Below are 19,821 nucleotides of genomic sequence, written 5' to 3' on the forward strand. Positions count from 1 at the left end.
AACTGAACCGCCGTATACCGAACGGTACGTACGGTGGTGTGAGAGGTCGGAGGCTAGGCGCCTCCTCCTACTCGATTTATGGAACAAAAGGGGCAGGTTAGTTGAATAAGTTTTGGGGGATTTTTCTTGAAGAATAAGTTTAGAGTTCATGCTAAGATTCTCTGTAAAAGAGGTGTTTTTTTTGAACATACAAAAGTGTGAAATTTGCGGGAGTACATGGAGAGAAGTGGGAAGGAGTACTACTGCTGGTTTTGGTTATCAGCCACTTATATGCAAGAAATGCGGAACTAAACATGAAGTTACTATGTAGGTGCTTGTGATTAAAATCTACTCTAGCTGAGTTTATGTTTCGTACCTCGAACGCTGATACAAAAGATGGAGGTCGCCCTGGGTGTTTGATTTTTGATGAATGGCATATTTATGAAGATACAAAACTAATAAATAGGCTAAGCTCTGGTTTAGGGAAAGTAAAGCATAGAAGAAGAATCTATATATCCACTAACGGTTATGTCCGAAGTGGTTTTTTTGATAGATTTATTGAACAGTGTTTAGAAGTCTTAAGAGGCGGAAGTAGACGTGAAAACCGTTTTGTTTTCATTTTCAAAATGGACAGTAAGGATGAAGTTGAAAGATCAGAATTATGGGAAAAGGCAAATCCAATGTTTAGTCAGCCAAGGAGCCCATATGCTGAAGAACTGTTCGACACAATTATGGATGAATATTTGGATCTTGAAGATGACCCTTCCGGGCTACCTGAATTCATGGCCAAAAGGATGAATCTTCCTCAAGAAGATAATACGGTTAAGGTAGCATCCTGGGAAGATATCCAAGCGACTAATAAGCCTATTCCATATGATCGACTAGAAAATAAAACATGTGTAGGTGCAATTGATTTCTCATTCATAAAAGACTTTACAGCATGCGGTGTTTTATTTAAGGATGGTGAAAATTATTCATGGGAAAGCCATCAGTTTGCAAGACGTGATTTTATCAAAGAGGCAAAATTAAAACCTCCAATATTTGAGTGGGAAGAGGATGGGTTGATTACATTATTGGATGAACCCGTTATTGATATCAGTTATATGGTCAATTACTTTTGTGAAATGAGAGAGAAATACGGGTTAAATACTATTGTTGGAGATACTTTTCGTCTGGATATTGTAAAACAAGCATTAGAAGAAGCGGGTTTCAAAGTTTTATATATATACAAAACCCTCATGCAATCTATGCAAAACTTGCACCTAGAATTGAAATGCTCTTTGCCCAAAAACGTATTATTTTTGGAGATAATCCATTGATGAGGTGGAACACGAATAACATTGTTGTAAAAGTTAAAAATGATGGAAATAAAGACTTTGTCAAAAAAGATGAAGTTAGGAGAAAGACAGGTGGATTTTCAGCTTTTGTCTACGCTCTGTGGCAAGCTGATCAAATACTAATCGATGATGTGGACTTTTTCTTAGATGATATAGAATTTTAATAGGCTCTGTAAAAGGATGTTGTTGATTATATTACGGGACTATCGGGGCAGTGTAGTTGAAGAAATATAATTGTTTATATATATATATATTAAAATAGTCCTACATAAATGTTGTAATTTGTGATATGATACAAAAGTTAACAATTTTGTTAGTCTGTGGCCATATACTAATCTATTTTACTTGACAAAGGAATGGTATTATTTATGAAAACAAAAATTTTTTCGTTTGGTATAGTCGCTTTATTATCTTTTGTAATGGCAGTTCCAACATTAGCCGCCAGTAATTCGTATGGTTTCTCAATGTCAGCATCGGTTGTAGATGGAAGTAAAAATGGAGAATATCATACATTAAATAAGGGAACAGCAAAAATAGATGGGTCTCATTATATATCTTCTAGTCGCCCTGGTGCACTTACTCCCAGCAAAGTAACTTATCAATTATGGAATAAAACATCAGGTAATAGTTTTGGTAAAGTAACAGCTACACCTGATGCTAGTGGATCAAAAAACTTTTCCGGTTCATATTCCGGGCTTGGTGGTGGCTCAAAGTATTATCTACTCATTATGAAAGGTGACGATGGAAGAACAGTTAAAGGTTCAGGAAAAATATCTAATTAACCTTCAAATTTTAAAAAACAAAGAACTTATAATTAGTTTATAAGTTCTTTGTTCGTTATTTTTACGTTAGGGGAGAAAAAGAATGGCTATTTATTTTGAGGGATTGGTACTTACTGTTTAATGATTTTATTTGTGATTTTAGCGCTTATTTTAAAATTTAAGTTGAAAAAAACTTATACTTATTTGTTGTTTTTTACCATTATGTACATCTATCTGTGTAACGTTATCGACATAACCCAATTCCCAATTTACAAAGACGATGATCAAAGAGAAATATTTGGCGGGCAAAACGTTTTTAGAACTATGAATCTCATACCCTTTCAATATGGATTTACAAAAGACAGTTTTTTAAATATTTTAATGACTGTACCACTTGGTTTAGGGCTGCCTTTCTTAATTAAAGCCTCTTTCAAGAAAATCTTTGGAGCAGGTTTATTAATGGGATTATCAATAGAATGCACTCAACTGTTAGTTGCTTTATACGCAGGATATACGCTTAGATATGTCGATATTGATGATATCATTTATAATCTTTTAGGGACACTAATGGGTTATCTAATACTATTTAAACTATTCAAAATTACATTGAAATTCATTGTAAAAAAGTTTGATATGAAATTCAATCCACTATTAAAACACATGTATAATGCTTAAACTCCATTAATAACTAGTCATTCAAGCACCTTATGCTTTCATTACAACACCATTCCCAAGCATATCAACTTTTGATACTAAAGAAGGAATTAACGAATAGGTAATGCATAGCATAATAACATTCATTTGTCTACGATATGTTGCATTCATTAAGAAACACTAGAGGAGACCACAATTTAGTGGTCTCTTTAATTTGTTTAAAATTCGACATTAATGAACAAAGCCTTATTGGGAATATTAGACCTGGTGAAATGCAGAAATAAAGAACTTGAATTTATGTTTGATTTTGATTTAATCTAAGATACTTCCAAGAAAATTCACATGAAGCAATTGGCCATTCAAACATGTATCAATATGATTGGCCGTACTATCAGCCAATCGGAATTTTATGTGAAGAAAGATAAAAAGATTGTGAAGGACGAAATGTACTACCGGTTAAATGTCAGACCGAACCCGAACATGTCAGCCAGCCAATTTTGGGAGACTGTTGTCCATAAGCTGATTTATGACAATGAGTGTTTGATTATCCAGTCAGATACCGAAGATCTATTAATTGCTGACTCATTCACACGAGTCGAATATGCCCTGGTTAATGATTCATTCAAAGATGTAACCATTAAGGACTTTACGTTTTCTCGAACATTTCAAATGAACGATGTTATTTATTTGGAATATAGCAACAAAAAGCTATCAACTTTGTTTGATGGCTTAAATTCCGATTATGGAGAACTATTTGGCAGGATCATAGAATTTCAGAAACGTAAGAATCAAATACGTGGACTTGTTGATGTAGAGGCTATAACTGATAAGTCGGAAAAGGGACAAGAAAAATTACAGAATTATATAAACAAAATATACAATGCATTTACCTACAAGTCAGTAGCTATTGTTCCACAACAAAAGGGATTTAAATTAGAGGAATTAAAGAGCACGTCTCAGCTTCAAAATGTTGATGAAGTCGCCAAGGTAATTGATGGTTTTCTAAACCAAGTTGCCAAAGCCTTAGGTATTCCAGCTTCGTTACTTCATGGTGATATGGCTGATGTAGAAAAGCCTACACGGAATTACATGACATTTTGCATTGATCCGTTTTTGAAAAAAATTAAAGATGAACTGAATGCAAAAATGATTGATAAAAAGGAATACCTGGCAGGAATGAAGATGGAAGTCATGCGCGTCTCTTATAGCAATATGTTTGATGTTGCCACTGCTGTCGATAAGTTAAGATCATCCGGTACTGTAAACGGAAATGAACTGCGTGAGGAACTTGGCTTGGAAAGGGTGGACGATCCTATGATGGATAAATACTTCATCACAAAAAACTATCAAGAAAGTTCAGAAGCACTTAAAGAAGGTGAGAAAAATGAAGCATAAAATCAAGGGTGATATTATCAATTGGAAATCGAGTATTTGGGATTTTAACTATCAAATGAAGTCTATAAAAGAAGAGGAGGATAGTGATTTATCCGTTAATTCTTACGGTGGCGATGCCTTTTTAGGATTTGATATTTGTAATACTCTTAAAGATCATAAAGGTCTTGTTACTGTGACGATAACAGGAATGGCGGCAAGTGCTGCATCCGTTATTTGTATGGGTGCTGATAAAATACGAGCGCATGCAAATACCATGCTGATGGTCCACAACGCTCAAACATTTGTAGGTGGAGACGCTAAAAAACTTCGAAAGGCTGCTGATGATGTCGAAAAGGTTAGCCAAACAGATATGGATATTGTTTTAAGGCTATGGGCGGGCGCATTCGCAGGTCTTAGTGGTACTGGTCTTTATGAAGTATTCAATTATCGATGATGTGGACTTTTTTTGGATAATATAGAATTTTAATAGGCTCTGTAAAATGATGTTGTTGATTTATGAACTAAGGGCATGGTAGTTCTATAATACCTGCCCCTTGTTTAATGATCCTCCTTGTCTCCATTGATTGTACAATTCTACAAACTCTTCTGTTACTTGGGCTTTGGGCCGGACCAAAAAAACATACGTTTTGAAACGCCACAATCAATCGTGGTATTTTCTCGAAGAAATATATGAATAACTCAATAAAAAAAGTCGTAATTCATTATTTATAAATAATATTTTAATATTGACATTATTGTTTAATTTGGTAATATTTTATTGTTGTTCCATTTTTTTCTTTTATTAATTCGTTAATTTAGTTACTTATAAATATTATTATGTAGTTCTATTAATTAATTAATAATTAAATGGATAAAAAAACAAAAATTACTTTAGGTGGTTAAATGATGTATGAGAAGGTCATTAACGAAAAGTTAAATAAACTAAAAGAAAGTGGACAATATCGCAAATTTGTCATTCTTAATCGTATAAGTGGTCAATATCCCTTAGCCCAATTAAACGGTGATGAGAATGGAAAACCTGTAGTTGTATGGTGTAGTAATGATTATTTAGGAATGTCTCAGCACTCTGTAGTAACTGATGCAATGCAAGAAGCAATTAGAATGTTTGGGGCTGGATCAGGAGGGTCTCGTAATATTGGAGGAACTCATTATCAATATGCCCAGTTAGAAAAAACTCTTGCAGAATGGCATGGCAAAGAATCAGCTCTTGTTTTCCCCACAGGTTATGGTTCAAACGATGCAACACTACAATGCTTATTAAAACTTTTTCCAAATTGTATGGTGTTTTCAGATGAACGTAATCATGCTTCTATTATTAATGGAATTCTAAGCACTAAAGTTGAAAAATCTATATTTAAACATAATGATGTGGAACACTTAAAAGAATTACTAGAAAAGCAACCCCTTGATCGTCCAAAAATAATAGTATTTGAATCAGTTTACTCAATGGATGGGGATATTTCACCAATTGAAGACATTATAGCTCTTGCTAAAAAGTATAATGCTCTTACTTTTCTAGATGAAGTCCATGCAATTGGTATGTATGGACCTAGAGGTGCTGGGATTGCTGCAGAGCTTGGAATTGCTCACAAAGTAGATATCATTCAAGGTACAATGGCAAAAGCAATTGGTGTAATAGGTGGTTATATTACTGCTTCTGCTTCATTAATTGATGCTGTTCGTTCTTTTGCATCGGGATTCATTTTCACCACTTCCTTACCTCCAGCCGTTGTAGCTGCTTGTCATGCTAGCATTAAACATTTGATATCGTCGGATAAAGAGAGAATCTCTCTGCAAGAAAAGACAAATACTTTAAGGGATTTTCTTTCTAAAGCAGGTATTCCAATTATGGAATGCAGTGAAACGCATATTCTTCCAGTTTTGATTGGAGATGCAAAGAAATGTAAGGAAGCAGCTCAAAGATTACTTGAGGAACATCAGATATACCTACAACCTATTAATTCTCCTACAGTAGCTGTTGGGACAGAACGTTTTAGAGTTAATGTTACACCTAACCACTCTGAAGACCAGATATCCCAGTTAACAGCTGCTTTAAAAGAAGTGTTCACTTATTTTAATATTCCTTTTTCCAAAAAGTTAGATTTAGTAAACGTATGACAAACTTTATGTACATCTTTTGTTTATTAGTATGGGGGCTTAATTTTATTGCCGTTAAAATTCAAGGTACACCTGTGAGTTTAGAATTATCTTTATCATATCGTTTAAGTATGTCGGCCATCCTATTTTTCATTCTATTGTGTATTCTTAAACCAAAAGGAAAACCTATGAAAAAGGATGTTCCATTTATTATTGTGTTTGGAATATGTAATTTTGCCTTAAGCTATTTATGTCTTTATTACGCGACTATCTTAAGTTCAGCAGCTATGGTGACATTAATATTTTCATTGAAAGTTATTTTAACACCCATTGCTCTTCGTATTTTTTTAAAAGAACAATTACATTCACATATTTTAATAGGTGGGATAATTGGTGTACTAGGGGTTTGTATAGTTATATACCCAAGTTTAAATAATATTCATGGATTTAATGATATAAAAGGTATTCTAATAGCAGTACTTGGTACTATCCTTACTGCAATAGGTGATGCTAGCTCAGCTAGAAACGCGAAGAAGAAAGTAAACCCTATCTATGCAAATGTACTTGGATTTACAGCAGGAGGAATCCTTTTATGGGCAATTGTGTACATTAAAGGACAAGTGGTTAGTCTACCAACATCTATTTCATATTTATCTGCTCTGTTCTATTTAACTATATTTGCCTCCTTTGGAGCTTGGCTATTCTATCTAAAACTTGTAGAGAAAATAGGTGGAGCAAAAAGTGGATACATGGTTGCTCTTTTTCCAGCAATTGGAGGTATAGCTTCAGTAATGATTGGTGATTCAGATCCATCCATTTACTTGGCGGCTGGTTGTTTTTTCAGTTGTTTAGGTGCCGCTATTGCATTAGGATTAGGCAAGCGTTTTGGAAAGACAAACTTGAATGAAGAAAACTCGATTAGCAAATAAGGCTTTTTGCTGTAATACCTTATTATATTCCTAGTTCACGGTGAATCTTAAAAAAATGTTTGTCATTTTAGAAAAATAAAATTGAACAATCTAATTCTAAAAAGATTATTATGCCCACAGACAAATGAAATTTTACAATATACATTATTTTTTGGCGAGATTCTTTTAATAAAAATCGCTTTTCTTCGTAATAAAGCAGACCCCATTAAGTGGTCAGACTGTAGACAAACTCGATGAAAATCGAGTTATCTGCCCCGTAAATGTTAGACACCAAACTAATATTTACGGGGTGTTTTTTTTAATGCCTTGTACAATTTGAACGTTGATTGGAACGTAGTGCACTCGTTTCCACATCCGCCCTCATTGCTTCTAGCGGCATTTCTACCTCAATATTTTGCAGAAGTTTAACCCGGGTAATTTCACCAGCCGTAAATGATTGGTCATCGTCATCTGTTAAAACCGCATAATAAAATTCATTCACACCAGTTGATGCTTTATAACTTTTTTTCATTAATCACTACGATTTTTAAAAATAAGGCTATGTTAAATTTTATTGTTGTTTTATTAAAAGTTAAAAGGTATTAGAGAAAGTTATGTACTGTAGCAGAGGCAACGGCTGAAGCTGCATATTTCTTAGGTTCTATCCGTTCTTTTCGTTTAAATTATCCGTTCTTATCTTGAAGAAAATAAGAAGGTGCAAATAAAAAGATACTAACTGACGCTGCTCTTGCATTTTAGAAGCTATTGAAGATGCAGGATACACAGCTATGCTATTTACAGGGTAAATCCTTTCTTGAAAATCATTTAGATGAATCAAGATTGAAAAAGTATGCTTTGTGGATTGCTCGATACAATAGCACTTTGGGACGCAGTGCAGATATTTGGCAACATTCTGATACAGGAAAAGTAAATGGTATTAGTACTAAGGTGGATTTAAACTTAGCCTATAGGGATTTCACGGACACAGTAAATATTGTTAACCCAAATAATCCATCGGAGAATACATCAACAACTTATATTGTGAAAAAGAACGACTCACTTAGCTTTATTGCAAAAAAATATAATACAACCGTAAAATCTCTTGTTAGTCTTAACGGAATTAAAAACCCGGACAAAATTAATATCGGTATGAAACTGAAAGTCAATGGATCGGTTTCAATAACAAATAGTACCAAAAAGTATCACACTGTTAAAGGTGGCTATACCGTATCAGCTTTAGTTAAAAAATATGGAAGTTCCACATCTAAAACCTGGAATAGTATAAAAAACATCGATAAAATTTATGTCGGTCAAAAATTACGTGTGAAATAAGTAAAAGCCCTTACTCGATTTGAGTAGGGGTATTTTTATAGCGCTGTTTAAAGTACATTCAATTAACAGGTGCATATGATAATTTTATAAACTGTGTGAAGGGTTGAGAAAAATGTACTATGTTCCTTATATCCATACCTATCAATATCAAAATCCTTATTATGTTAATGTACCAATGTATAACTATGTAAGAAATCCTGATTATTGGTGTGTTAATAATGCTAACCAATTGGGTTTTTTACAATCATCAAACGGAAGAAATAATATTGAGGTAAAAGATTATGGTTCAAAACCATTTGTAGTGAATATCAATGAGGCTACGAAACAAAACAATACCTACCGTACCTCTTTATGGACAGGAAAACATTTGCAAGTTACATTGATGAGTCTTAAAGTTGGTGAAGATATTGGTTTAGAAATTCACCCCAACGTTGACCAGTTTTTACGTATTGAACAAGGTCAAGGGGTTGTTCAAATGGGGAATAGACAGGATAATTTAAACTTTGTAAGAAACGTCTATGATGATTATGCAATAATGATACCTGCTGGCACATGGCATAATGTAACCAATACAGGTAATACTCCTCTAAAACTTTATTCGATATATGCTCCTCCTAACCATCCATTTGGTACTGTTCATGTTACCAAAGCAGATGCATTGGCTTCGGAAGAAGGGCAACGGTTATGGCAATAGAACCACCCTTAAAAAAATCATCAAACCCTTCTCCTTAACTTGGAAGGGATTTTTTTCTGACTTTAATAGGAACGTTTGTTTGTGTATAATGGATGTAATGGAGGGATTTTTCTGATGGGGACAATTCGTGATAGATACATTCATCCTGTCACGAAAGAGTTACGTATTCAAAAGAAAGATAGTTCCTTTGAATATATTCATTTGGAGAAATAATTAGTGCAATCGTTAAGGATAATGAAAGCCCTTCTCTATATTGAGAGGGGCCTGCTTTTTGTTTTAAATAGGCCTAACCTTCTTTCCTAACTCATTAATATCATTGCCTTCGTTATAAACCACTTTCCAATCCGTTTTCCCATTCGGAACAATGGCGCTTCAAAGCCCATTTCATAAGTATTTGTCCAATCCAATACATTCTAAATTCATAAGATAAAGTAATGTTTATGAAAAGGAGGATCAAAGTTGGGCAAGGATAAAAAAGATAAAAAATGTAAAGATTGCGGACATAGAAAATGCAAGTGCGTTTATAAAAAATGTAAAGATTGCGGCTATAGAAAATGCAAATGCATTCATAAAAAATGTAAAGATTGCAGCTATAGAAAATGCAAGTGCATTCATAAAAAATGTAAAGATTGTGGGCACAGTACATGCAAATGTAAAGCTGAGGTAAAAGTGAAAGTAAATGTACCTGCAGGACCGGAACCAATAGGACCAGTTGTATGCAATAGTACATGTGGGAATCTTTTATTAAGCGATCAGGTTCCGAATTTAAAGATTTGGAAAGAGAGAATGTTGATGAAGACCACCGTAACAATCTCTGTATTTAATAGTGCCATGAGTGCTACATCGATTAAGATTCTCGTAATTTCAAATGTAGGATGTCCAGTTGAATTCACCGTTCCTCCTGGTAATACACTTTCGGCAACAGTTTATGATGCCGAATCGATTATTGCATTTCGGATAAATAAGGGGATAGCTGAAGGGAAATTTAACTTGGAAGTATGTTTTCCTGTTTTTTACGATAAAAAACATAAATAGAAAAATGTAATAGAATGCTGAAAAAAAAAAGTTACTGAAAACGTTAATTTTTTTACAACAATCAATAATTAAATCCAGTAGTTTAAAGTATTCCTCATAACTATGGAAACTGTCTTCCATTTCAGTTCTAGTTTGAACGGAATATAAATTCTATTAAAAATAACAATATTTTTTTACATGTTCCACTCATGACCGTTGCAAGATTACAAAATTTACATTCTATAATATGAATGGCTAATACAAGCTATTTAATATTAAACTGGAGGAATTCATAATGTGTGGATTAAATGGAGACGGAGGTTGTAGTCCTCCCGCGCAAATGTTCCAAGAAAGCATTTGTGGTAATTTTAATGGGCCTTTAGCAGCTGAGACAGTGTGGTCTGCACCAGCAGGCGCTTACTTTTCAGGAACTTTTGAAATTTTCAACTCAGCTTCCAGTACGACTACAGTAACTGCAACGGTTACTCCAGCTGGTGCTTTAAGTGCTACTCCTGGAAATTCTCACTCTGTATCAGTTAATCAGCCTACTGGTTTTGCTATTACAGCAGGGGCTGGAGCTAGTGGGAAGTTTTGTATTACCCTATTTAAGCGTGTTCTAGCGTAAAAATATCAATTGAAAGGAGAATCATATAATGTGTTTTAATGACAATTGTAGTCCTCAGGCACAAATATTTCAAGAAAGCATTAGTGGTAATTTTAATAACGCTACTGCTGCAGCTACTACAACAACAGTATGGTCTGCACCGGCTGGCGCTTATTTTTCAGGAACTTTTGAAATTTTCAACTCAGCTTCTAGTCCAGCAGCTACACCAGTAACTGCGACGATGACATCTACCCCAGCAGGCGCTTTAAGTGCTACTGCAGGAAATTCCGATACTCAGTCTGTTGATCAACCTACTGATTTTGCTATTACAGTACCAGCTGGAGCGAGTGGGAAATTTTGTATAAATCTATACAAACGTGTACTTGCTTAGTTTAGAGTTCAATATCCTAGAACTAGATGCATAGATTTTTTAGAGATTTGTATAAAACGTCAAAAAGGTATCATCATAATTTAGATACCTTTTTTTTATTTACAAATAGAAAAGACCTTTATAAATTCTCTTTTTTTATGTGACATAAAGTATATTACACTGCTGTCGAATAATAAAAAACGGTTATTGTATTTTCATGATTGGAAAAAGCATAGATATTTTCTCCAAAAGTTATATTCCCTAAATCTATCAGGTTATCATGACCATGGATGGAAATTCCGTTGTTCGAATTGACATCCGATCCACCTAAATAAAATGAGTTACCTTGTATCCATACTCTTTGGCCAGTGCCATTTACAAGTAAAGTACTTGTATTGGCTGAAAGTGTTATTGTTTGAATCTCTGCCATTATCTTCTCCACTCTTTCTTATAAAAAATAAGGATTCATAAAAAAAGTAAACTAAAATGAAAAGGTAGCTTTTAATTCTCTACCTTTTCGAATAAAGGAAAATAGATAGTTTTTTATTATACTGTTGTATAATAAAAAACTGTTACAGTGTTGCTATCATTGGAATAAGCATAGATGGTTTCACCAAAAGCTACATTCCCTAAGTCTACGACCTCATGACCACCTGAAAGAAAAATTCCATGGTCTGAATCGACATCGGATCCTCCTATAAAATACAAACCGCCTTGAAGTAACACTCTACGTCCGTCACCTTCGACAAGAACTGTTGCTGTATTAGCTGGAAGTGTTATTGTTTGAATTGTTGCCAATTTTAATCATTCCTTTCTTTAATACTTAATTCCCGTTATACCTTTAAAAGTATTAATGAGTTGTCTCCCAAAAACTAAAATCAATAGATATAACATTATTACCACCAGAATTGTTGAGTGTACGTATAACAAACGTTGTTCCAGGAGGCATAACAACGTCACCTTCATATTCAACTGCTACCATTCCTCCAGTAGCAAGTTGAATAAGATCTTGGAAAATAACGCCTCCTACTGTAGGATCAGCTGCCTGGTTTATGAATTTAGCTGTAGCGATACTTGTATTCGTTGAAGCAAAATTGGCGTTGACTGGCGTGAGAGGAGTTCCTCCTGCAAATGAACCATTACGATTAAGAGTAATAACTAAGTTTGAATTTGATGTTCCAGCTATTCTCCCCATATGAAGAATTTTACCTGATCCAACTGGGTTAGTAATCTGTAAAAAGAGTGAAGAGTTATTTGTGACTGATTGTCGTTGAGTCGTTAAAAAGAAATTGCGTCCACTCACGGCAGCTCTAGGTTGGGAGGCTTCTGTTACTACTGGGTCCTCAAAAGTGTTGATTACTTCCACTTCTTCAGGGCATATATTACAATTGCTCATTATCATCTCCCCTTCTTGAAAATTTAGGTAATTTACTTAATTAAGGTTAAAGGGAATCAATAGAAGACTACCGAAATTTTTTTAAAATACGGTACTCAATAGAGTATGTGAGCGTATTTAAAATGCTTGTTTTATTGTCCAACAATGAAAAATATTTAACTATTTTTCATAATTTGATGCAGGGGTTTATGTAGCAGTGAAAAAATAACGGATTCAAAAACAAGAAAAAGGTTCTTTCAAAGATCGTTCTTTTTGCACCATTCAGTACTATGTTGGGAATTGCATCAATAAATAATTAAAAAGAAGCGTTCATGCCAAGGTCTTCAATTTTTCCGGATTTTCCCTTATAGATGAAAAAGAATGAATGTATTTCAATGAAAAAATGACCACATTCTGACCACCAAATAAAAATTAAAAGTGCTTTAAAGCATTAGTATTACTGAGATAGTTGCTTTGAGTATATTCAGTTTGATGAGATAATTAGTGCAATCGTTGATGATAATGAAAGCCCTTCTCAAAATTGAGATAGGGCCTGTTTTTTGTTTTAATTAGGTCTAACCTTCTTAACTAACTCCGTAATATCAATATCATCATATACAACTTGATCAATACGAACGCTAGACCCCATATTCTTATTAATTTGTTGAATCCATTCATATGCAGCAATAGCAGATGTCCAATCTGGATCTTTCTTGAAATCTGAAATTAGAACCGAAAAAATTCCACTCTGAAAGAAATTAGTTCCCTTGGTGTGTAAGTATACTTTGATATTAATGTTCATTCTTACTACCTTAGAGAAGGATCATACCAACGTTCACCGATGATCATATTCTCACCTTTTCTTTTATAAGTGAATTTCGCTATATTTTTGCCTTCTAAATGAGAAGGTACTTCCCAGAAAACTGTTATCTCACTGATAGCGTCCTCTTTGGCGAGATTAGCTGCTAAATCCTCACTATACATTTCAATTAAATTTTTAGTCCTCTTTGCATTGTTCATAGCGTCCCATTTCAAATATGGTAAAACTATATAACTCCCATCATTTAGACCTAAGTTTTCGCTAACAGTTGTGTGGCTATAGTTTTTATCAATAATGCTGTTAACTGTTTCTTCTAGTTCTTCTTCCCTGGTTGATTCGGTCTGTGTCTTCCCATCAGTTGAAATAGAACTTTTTTCAACTACAGGATCATCTTCAATAGAAAACCCGAAAAAAATAAAAAATAAAACAAATGACCCAAGCGCATTAATCTTTTCTTAACTTTTCTCGTTTTTCTAAAAGCCTATATGACTGTGGCAATACCGTATGTAAAATAAGAAAATGCCCTTATACTTAATAGACACTTAAGTTAATTTTAATCAGTTTTTAATAAATTGCCCCCCCCATTTCTAATATAATAGAGACTAACATCATTTCTAATGAAAATAAGAGATGGAAATTGCTTTGTAACAATGACTACTTCCAAAAAGGAGATGAGTTCCTTTAAAGAAAACTTAGCATTATCTGAACAAACTGAAATGGTCCAACCTTCAAGTCGGTAAATGATAAGCAAAGAATCACAAGTCACCATATTTTTTGGAATCGTCAAGATTATGGCAACCACTGTGGGAGAAACAGCGCAGACTTCCTTTATGAATAACTTGGATTTGAATGGGAATCCTTATTTAGAGAGAGAAATAAAATTAAGTTGTGGGAAACCACTTTAATGAAAGGAAATTATATATGCAAGAAAACCAAAATGAAATGAAAATTTCACTTAACAAAGTGCCACAAGTGACGATTTTCTTTTGGATCATCAAAGTTTTGTGTACAACTGTTGGTGAAACATTTGCTGATTACATCAATTTCACCATTGGACTGGGTTTAACTCTTACTACCATTATTATGGGTGTTGCGTTTTTTATTGCATTGTTTGTTCAATTTAAAGCAAACAAATATGTTCCAGCCATTTACTGGGTAACGGTTGTTCTTATAAGCGTATTTGGAACACTGGTAACGGATAATTTGACAGATAATATGGGCGTACCACTTGAGGTTAGTACAGCTGTATTCTCGGTGTTACTAGGACTGACTTTTCTATTTTGGTATCTTAGTGAAAAAACACTATCGATCCACTCGATTTTTACTAGAAAAAGAGAAGTTTTCTACTGGCTTACGGTCCTTTTCACCTTTGCACTTGGAACAGCGGTCGGCGATTTATATTCGGAACAACTTGGTTTTGGTTATCTTAACACAGGAATAGGCGTTGTTATTATTATTGCTCTTGTGTTCTTAGCTTATAAATTTTTGAAACTTGACGGAGTATTAGCTTTCTGGATTGTGTATATTTTAACTCGTCCGCTTGGAGCGTCAATTGGAGATTACCTATCTCAACCAAAAGTAAATGGCGGATTAGGACTCGGTACAACCGTTACGAGTGTGATTTTTCTTATCGCTATTTTAGCAATCATCGTTTTCCTTGCCGTTTCAAAAATTGATACAAATGCTAAAAGTGATATGGCTGAAACAAACCAAAGTAATGCAAATAAGAAACATGTGCTAACACAAACGATTGTTGTACTCGTAATTTTCTTAGTTGTGGGTATAGGTGGTTATAACTGGCGCAGTAATAATATTGCATCACAAGGTGCTGCGGAGCAAGCTACATTAGCAGGTCAATTAAATGATTTTGTTAAAATTGAAAATGATATGCTAAACGCTGTAAATAAAAACGACTTTGCTTCAGCAAAAAAAGGCGCGGATAATTTGGAACATCAGTGGGATACACAAGAACCTAAGCTTCGAAAAATTGATAGCACTACATGGACAAAAATTGATGGAACAATTGACTCTGTGCTAGCAGCGGTTCGTTCTTCAAAACCTGATATTAATCAAAGCAAAACAGCACTTACTAATTCACTTAGTGTCTTAAAAGGTGCAAATAAAGCAACATCAAAGTCTGGTGCCTCACAAACTACATTATCTGGACAGTTAAACGATTTTGCAAAAATCGAAAATGATATACGAAACGCTGTAAACAAAAATGACTTTGCTTCAGCGAAACAAGGGGCAGATGAATTAGAACATCAATGGGACACACAGGAACCTAAGCTTCGAAAAATCGATGGCGCTACATGGACAAAAATTGATGGAACAATTGATGTTGTATTAGCAGCAGTTCGTTCATCGAACCCTGATGTAAACAAGTGTAAAACAGCACTTAACAATTCACTTAGTACCATAAACGCAGTAAATAAATAATAATCTTAGGAATCGCCAATCGCGGTTCCTTTTTAAATAGAACCTTTATTAAACTTAACTGCCCCGATAGTACAACAAGAAAATAAAATTGTAAGATCCATGGCCAGGTAAAACCTTATCTGCGATTAATTAAGATTGTCCATAAAATCAGCATCAAAGTAAAGATCGTTCATAAGCTTATTCACAATACCGTTGAAGTAAGCAAATGGTCCTTTACGCATATTCACTCCGCTTTTCACCTTCATCACACATTCCTTGAATGCTTTGGTGCCGATTTCTATTTCCTGTGCCCTTGTGAATGCTCTTTTGTTAGTGGAATAATCAACCACTCTATTACACTGTTTAATTACCTTCCAAAATTCCTGTATAGTTTCAGCTTTTTCGTAGAATGAACTTACTAGATTATTAAATGGACCTGGAACCCAATGAGCAACAAAATTTGCTTGTTTTAAAGGATTTTCGGAGTATCTTTTTTTCTTTTCATGGGTACTTGGCGGATCATGCCGAGGTCTACAAGTTGTACTGATTTTCCCTTATAGATGAAAAAGAATGAATGTATTTCAATGAAAAAATGACCACATTCTGACCACCAAATAAAAATAAAAAGGTGAAATAACCTAAAAGGAAGGTGTATACAGGTTATAGAAAACCTTATTAAATAAGCCTTTATGTATCTTTTTGAAAAAAAACGAAAGTCGAAGATATGTTCCGCACACAAGTTCACCCATGGGAACGCGAACATCAACAACTTATACTGTGAAAAAAGGCGACACACTTAGCTTGATTGCAAAAAATTATAATACAACCGTAAAATCTCTTGTTAGTCTTAGCAGAATTAAAAAACCGGACAAAATTAATATCGGTCTGAAACTTAAAGTCACTGGATCAGCTACCACTTCAACAACAAATGGTACTAAAAAATATTACACTGTTAAAGGTGGCGATACCGTATCAGCTTTAGCTACAAAATATGGAAGCTCCGCATCTCAAATTAAAACTTGGAATAGTTTAACAAACATCGATAAAATATGTCGGTCAAAAATTACGTGTGAAATCAGTAAGAGGGGCTGTCTCATATGTCCTTTTTAAAGTAAAATAAGCAAAATTGAAGAGGGGAAATGTTGTTAAATCAACGTTTCTGCCTTTCACTATTTATTCAATTCCTTAATTACAGCTTTGGGACAGACTCTTAAAACAGGATGTAACGGAAATCGGAAAATTCCAAAGAATATTAAATTATCAGTATAATCTCACAAAACCAACTAAATAATACATCAAAATTTCCGATACAATATTTACGTAATGCATTTTATAGAAAGGATGTTTTATAGAGACAAAAAAACCATTTAAAGGAAGGTTGGTCGTATGAAAAATAATAAAAAAAATTAGGAAGAAAAATTTTAGCTCTTGGTGCAATCGCATCTATTGGAGCGACATTTTCGACAGCCTCTCCAGAATTGGCAGGTGCTGCTCAACCTGATAAAATTCAACAAAATTCAACTAATGAAAAATTTATGGGTGAAGCAAAAGCAATAAAAGACTGGGCAACTCCTTTGACTGAAGCTTAAATAGTTTATGGAAAGCATTTAGATAGTCAGCGAGAATATGAATATTCGGTTGGAAGTAAATAAAATTTTAGTGATATTGAGTTTTATTATAATTCAGGATCGGCAGACGGTACACCTAACATTAGCAATGTAAGTGATCTATTAGTAGGAAAGACAACTTTAACCAACTACTTAGATGAAGAACAAACTTTATCTACAAATAGTTTCTCAAAAACTATTACAGATGTTACTACTTCTACTACACATGGATTTAAAGTAGGAGAAAAAACAACTGGAAAGATATCTATGCCAATAGGGGAATTATCGCAAGAAGTGTCTTTAGAATATAATTTTTCTCAAACAGGTAGTGAGACAAAACAGAAAGTTATACTTATACAGCTACCCCACAAAATATTAAAGTTAAGCCACATTCCTCTATAAAAGTAATTGTAATTTTGAAGAAAGTTAAGGCTTCAGGAAAAGTGAATCTCATGACTAAAATGTCAGGAATGGTTAATTCTTGGAATCACGTCTATGCCCCTTTACCTGGTGAAAAGTATGGAAAGGCTTATATGCATAGCGGTTCTATAGATAGTACAGTTAAGTATGCTAAAAATTTCGAAAAACTTCCAGACTTATCTGTAAACTCAGATAACACAATAAACTTAATCGGCAAAGGTACTTGAAGCAGAAGTAGGTACAGAATTCTCAGTAGATGTAAAGCCAATTGATAAAAAGGGAAGATACATAGATAAAGGTTACACATTTCAAGTTAAGCCAGAAGTTAAAAAAGCAGAAAAATAAGATGCTGTTCGAATTTTCTAGGAGAGTACCTATTTAATAGAAAGAAATTGCAAGTGGATTGTAATATATTGAAATAATTTTAAATAATAGGAAAAATAGGGTAATATGGGTTTTGTTGTCAAGATAAAAATAGGGGGTTTTTGGAATGATTTCAAAACTAGGTTTCTTATCAATTATGTTAGTAGTTTTAATGTTTAGTAGTACTGTTGCGTTTGCGGAAGAAGGAGAAAGTATTGGTTTAACAACTGAATCACCTGTTAATGAAGGCGGGGGAATTACTGTTTTTGGAACTAGTACTCCATCTTCCTCTCATAATTTAGTAAAGAGCGGAAGAATGACATTTTCCGGTTCTGCTCAAGGATCAAATTTATACACAAATAAGTATTTTACAGGGAAATCCCAAGTTAAGGTAAGTGTAAAGAATAACCATTCTTCGAAATTAACCTTAAAAATGTATAAAAACACAAGTATTTTTACTGTATGGTCTTATACTTTAAGTTCAGGATCGACATTAACTGCATTTCCATCTGATTTAGATAAAAATGGACTATACTACATTAAATTTGAAGCTCCAAGTAATTTTAGCGGATATGTAGAATAAATACATATTAAAAACCTGAAAGACTAGAAGTGTCTTTTGTTGATGCTTTTAGTCTTTTTACATCAAGCAAAATGGGGAGTATTCAAATGACTACTACACTACTTAAACTAATTGCATTAGTTTCTATGTTTATTGATCATACCGGGCAATTCATCCCTGATACTCCAGAATATTTTAGATGGATTGGCAGGTTGGCTATCCCAATTTTCATATATTGTGTTGTTTTAGGATACAAACATACATCTAACAGAAAGAAATACATGTTACGTTTGTATTTTTCAGGAGTTGGTATGGCCTTTATTAATTTAGGAATTAACATTGCCTATAGCCATACAGGGGTCATTATCACAAACAATTTCTTTGCAACTTTATTTGTAATTGTTCTAGTAATTTATTTATTGGATAAAAGACAGGTAAAACTATATGTGTACTTTATTTTATGGCAACTGATTAGTACTATCTTATGTGTACTTTTTTCAGAGATTATAGTGATTAATTTTCAAGCAGACCATTTATTTTATGGAGCAATATTAGGAAATATATTCTTTGTTGAGGGTGGTATTTTCTTTGTATTGCTGGGTATTCTACTTTATTTAAGTAGAAGTAAAGTAGGAATTACTATTGTATATATCATTTTTCATTTGATTATCTTTACTGCTTACGCTAAATGGGGAGTAGTCAAGGACGGTATTATAAATCATTTATTTCCGTTTAGTGATTACCAATGGATGATGATTTCTGCACTACCACTATTATTACTCTACAATGGGAAAAAAGGTACTGGATTAAAATATTTCTTTTATTTCTTCTATCCTATTCATATTATAATTCTTTTTTTGATCGGGATAAATCTCCGTTAAAATGTTTATAGATAAAATTTTAGCTAATTAGAAACTATTCTTTATTTTTAAGGAATTTTATAATTTAGGTCTTGAAAACGTATGATATTCACGTTTTGTTGTTGCTACCGATGGTGCGACCCCTTCTATAAGGATGAAGAAAAAGTAATTGAATGGATACTATAATATTATGGTGCTAATCCTCTAGGATACTTTTTAAGCTCAAAGCCTTTCTCGTGTGAGAGGGGCCT

At 33.7% G+C, this 19,821-nt stretch carries 22 protein-coding genes and 2 pseudogenes; 17 read left to right on the forward strand and 7 right to left on the reverse strand.

What is annotated here, in order from left to right:
* The first annotated feature begins 344 nt into the window (after positions 1-344).
* The 8 genes from SB775_RS15340 to SB775_RS15375 all read left to right on the forward strand — a co-directional run bounded on the left by SB775_RS15340 (position 345) and on the right by SB775_RS15375 (position 7,152).
* A complete protein-coding gene (locus SB775_RS15340; protein ID WP_410862087.1) occupies positions 345-1,298 on the forward strand; it encodes a terminase TerL endonuclease subunit in 954 nt (317 codons plus the stop codon).
* Entirely contained in the window at positions 1,298-1,480 is a 183-nt protein-coding gene (locus SB775_RS15345) for a hypothetical protein (protein ID WP_410862088.1), read from the forward strand. Before SB775_RS15340 ends, SB775_RS15345 begins: the two co-directional genes overlap by 1 nt.
* Positions 1,481-1,684: 204 nt before the next feature.
* On the forward strand, positions 1,685-2,098 hold the full coding sequence (locus SB775_RS15350) for a hypothetical protein (protein ID WP_410862089.1): 414 nt from the start codon (positions 1,685-1,687) through the stop codon (positions 2,096-2,098).
* A gap of 132 nt (positions 2,099-2,230) precedes the next feature.
* Positions 2,231-2,752, forward strand: a complete 522-nt coding sequence (locus SB775_RS15355) for a VanZ family protein (RefSeq protein WP_410862090.1) — start codon at positions 2,231-2,233, stop codon at positions 2,750-2,752.
* A gap of 321 nt (positions 2,753-3,073) precedes the next feature.
* Positions 3,074-4,126 carry a phage portal protein gene (locus SB775_RS15360; RefSeq protein WP_410862091.1) on the forward strand — a complete coding sequence of 351 codons (1,053 nt, stop codon included), beginning with the start codon at positions 3,074-3,076 and terminating at the stop codon, positions 4,124-4,126.
* Positions 4,116-4,559, forward strand: coding sequence for a Clp protease ClpP (locus SB775_RS15365; protein WP_410862092.1), 444 nt, complete (start codon positions 4,116-4,118; stop codon positions 4,557-4,559). Before SB775_RS15360 ends, SB775_RS15365 begins: the two co-directional genes overlap by 11 nt.
* A gap of 452 nt (positions 4,560-5,011) precedes the next feature.
* Positions 5,012-6,244 carry a 5-aminolevulinate synthase gene (gene hemA, locus SB775_RS15370; protein ID WP_410862093.1) on the forward strand — a complete coding sequence of 411 codons (1,233 nt, stop codon included), beginning with the start codon at positions 5,012-5,014 and terminating at the stop codon, positions 6,242-6,244.
* Positions 6,241-7,152 carry a DMT family transporter gene (locus SB775_RS15375; protein WP_410862094.1) on the forward strand — a complete coding sequence of 304 codons (912 nt, stop codon included), beginning with the start codon at positions 6,241-6,243 and terminating at the stop codon, positions 7,150-7,152. The genes hemA and SB775_RS15375 overlap by 4 nt, the downstream gene beginning before the upstream one ends.
* A 298-nt stretch (positions 7,153-7,450) precedes the next feature.
* Here the strand turns inward: SB775_RS15375 and SB775_RS15380 are convergent, their stop codons facing one another.
* The gene (locus tag SB775_RS15380) at positions 7,451-7,663 is read right to left on the reverse strand and encodes a major tail protein (RefSeq protein WP_410862095.1); all 213 of its coding nucleotides are present in this window, start codon (positions 7,661-7,663) and stop codon (positions 7,451-7,453) included.
* A 239-nt stretch (positions 7,664-7,902) separates the two neighbouring features.
* On the opposite strand from SB775_RS15380, the gene SB775_RS15385 reads away from it, so the two are divergent.
* The 5 genes from SB775_RS15385 (at position 7,903) to SB775_RS15405 (ending at position 11,166) form a co-directional block, all read left to right on the forward strand.
* A complete protein-coding gene (locus SB775_RS15385) occupies positions 7,903-8,463 on the forward strand; it encodes a LysM peptidoglycan-binding domain-containing protein (RefSeq protein ID WP_410862096.1) in 561 nt (186 codons plus the stop codon).
* Positions 8,464-8,575: 112 nt separating this feature from the next.
* Positions 8,576-9,157, forward strand: coding sequence for a cupin domain-containing protein (locus SB775_RS15390; RefSeq protein ID WP_410862097.1), 582 nt, complete (start codon positions 8,576-8,578; stop codon positions 9,155-9,157).
* Positions 9,158-9,616: 459 nt separating this feature from the next.
* Positions 9,617-10,192 (forward strand): S-Ena type endospore appendage, encoded by a 576-nt coding sequence (locus SB775_RS15395; RefSeq protein ID WP_410862098.1) that lies wholly within the window; start codon positions 9,617-9,619, stop codon positions 10,190-10,192.
* Positions 10,193-10,466: 274 nt separating this feature from the next.
* Complete coding sequence (locus SB775_RS15400) at positions 10,467-10,796, forward strand: S-Ena type endospore appendage (RefSeq protein ID WP_289337819.1); 330 nt, start codon at positions 10,467-10,469, stop codon at positions 10,794-10,796.
* Between the two features lie 28 nt (positions 10,797-10,824).
* Positions 10,825-11,166, forward strand: a complete 342-nt coding sequence (locus SB775_RS15405) for an S-Ena type endospore appendage (protein WP_289320638.1) — start codon at positions 10,825-10,827, stop codon at positions 11,164-11,166.
* 154 nt (positions 11,167-11,320) lie between these two features.
* Here the strand turns inward: SB775_RS15405 and SB775_RS15410 are convergent, their stop codons facing one another.
* The 5 genes from SB775_RS15410 to SB775_RS15430 all read right to left on the reverse strand — a co-directional run bounded on the left by SB775_RS15410 (position 11,321) and on the right by SB775_RS15430 (position 13,540).
* Positions 11,321-11,575, reverse strand: a complete 255-nt coding sequence (locus SB775_RS15410; protein WP_410862099.1) for a hypothetical protein — start codon at positions 11,573-11,575, stop codon at positions 11,321-11,323.
* 116 nt (positions 11,576-11,691) lie between these two features.
* Positions 11,692-11,943: a hypothetical protein gene (locus SB775_RS15415; RefSeq protein WP_289320636.1), complete on the reverse strand. Its 252-nt coding sequence runs from the start codon at positions 11,941-11,943 to the stop codon at positions 11,692-11,694.
* A gap of 52 nt (positions 11,944-11,995) precedes the next feature.
* Entirely contained in the window at positions 11,996-12,541 is a 546-nt protein-coding gene (locus tag SB775_RS15420; RefSeq protein WP_377387462.1) for a hypothetical protein, read from the reverse strand.
* A 544-nt stretch (positions 12,542-13,085) separates the two neighbouring features.
* A complete protein-coding gene (locus SB775_RS15425) occupies positions 13,086-13,322 on the reverse strand; it encodes a hypothetical protein (RefSeq protein WP_410862100.1) in 237 nt (78 codons plus the stop codon).
* Positions 13,323-13,327: 5 nt separating this feature from the next.
* Entirely contained in the window at positions 13,328-13,540 is a 213-nt protein-coding gene (locus tag SB775_RS15430; protein WP_410862101.1) for a hypothetical protein, read from the reverse strand.
* Between the two features lie 721 nt (positions 13,541-14,261).
* On the opposite strand from SB775_RS15430, the gene SB775_RS15435 reads away from it, so the two are divergent.
* Positions 14,262-15,779 carry a COG4705 family protein gene (locus SB775_RS15435; protein WP_410862102.1) on the forward strand — a complete coding sequence of 506 codons (1,518 nt, stop codon included), beginning with the start codon at positions 14,262-14,264 and terminating at the stop codon, positions 15,777-15,779.
* Positions 15,780-15,904: 125 nt separating this feature from the next.
* On the opposite strand, the pseudogene SB775_RS15440 reads toward SB775_RS15435, so the two are convergent.
* Positions 15,905-16,240, reverse strand: a pseudogene (locus SB775_RS15440) (helix-turn-helix domain-containing protein); the annotation flags it as partial.
* A gap of 1,227 nt (positions 16,241-17,467) precedes the next feature.
* On the opposite strand from SB775_RS15440, the pseudogene SB775_RS15445 reads away from it, so the two are divergent.
* The 3 genes and pseudogenes from SB775_RS15445 to SB775_RS15455 all read left to right on the forward strand — a co-directional run bounded on the left by SB775_RS15445 (position 17,468) and on the right by SB775_RS15455 (position 19,591).
* Positions 17,468-18,012, forward strand: a pseudogene (locus tag SB775_RS15445) (ETX/MTX2 family pore-forming toxin).
* A gap of 263 nt (positions 18,013-18,275) precedes the next feature.
* Positions 18,276-18,731 carry a hypothetical protein gene (locus SB775_RS15450; RefSeq protein WP_410862103.1) on the forward strand — a complete coding sequence of 152 codons (456 nt, stop codon included), beginning with the start codon at positions 18,276-18,278 and terminating at the stop codon, positions 18,729-18,731.
* Between the two features lie 86 nt (positions 18,732-18,817).
* Positions 18,818-19,591, forward strand: a complete 774-nt coding sequence (locus tag SB775_RS15455; protein WP_318687969.1) for a TraX family protein — start codon at positions 18,818-18,820, stop codon at positions 19,589-19,591.
* The last annotated feature ends 230 nt before the right edge of the window (positions 19,592-19,821 follow it).

The sequence above is a fragment of the Peribacillus sp. SIMBA_075 genome (genome assembly GCF_046534585.1).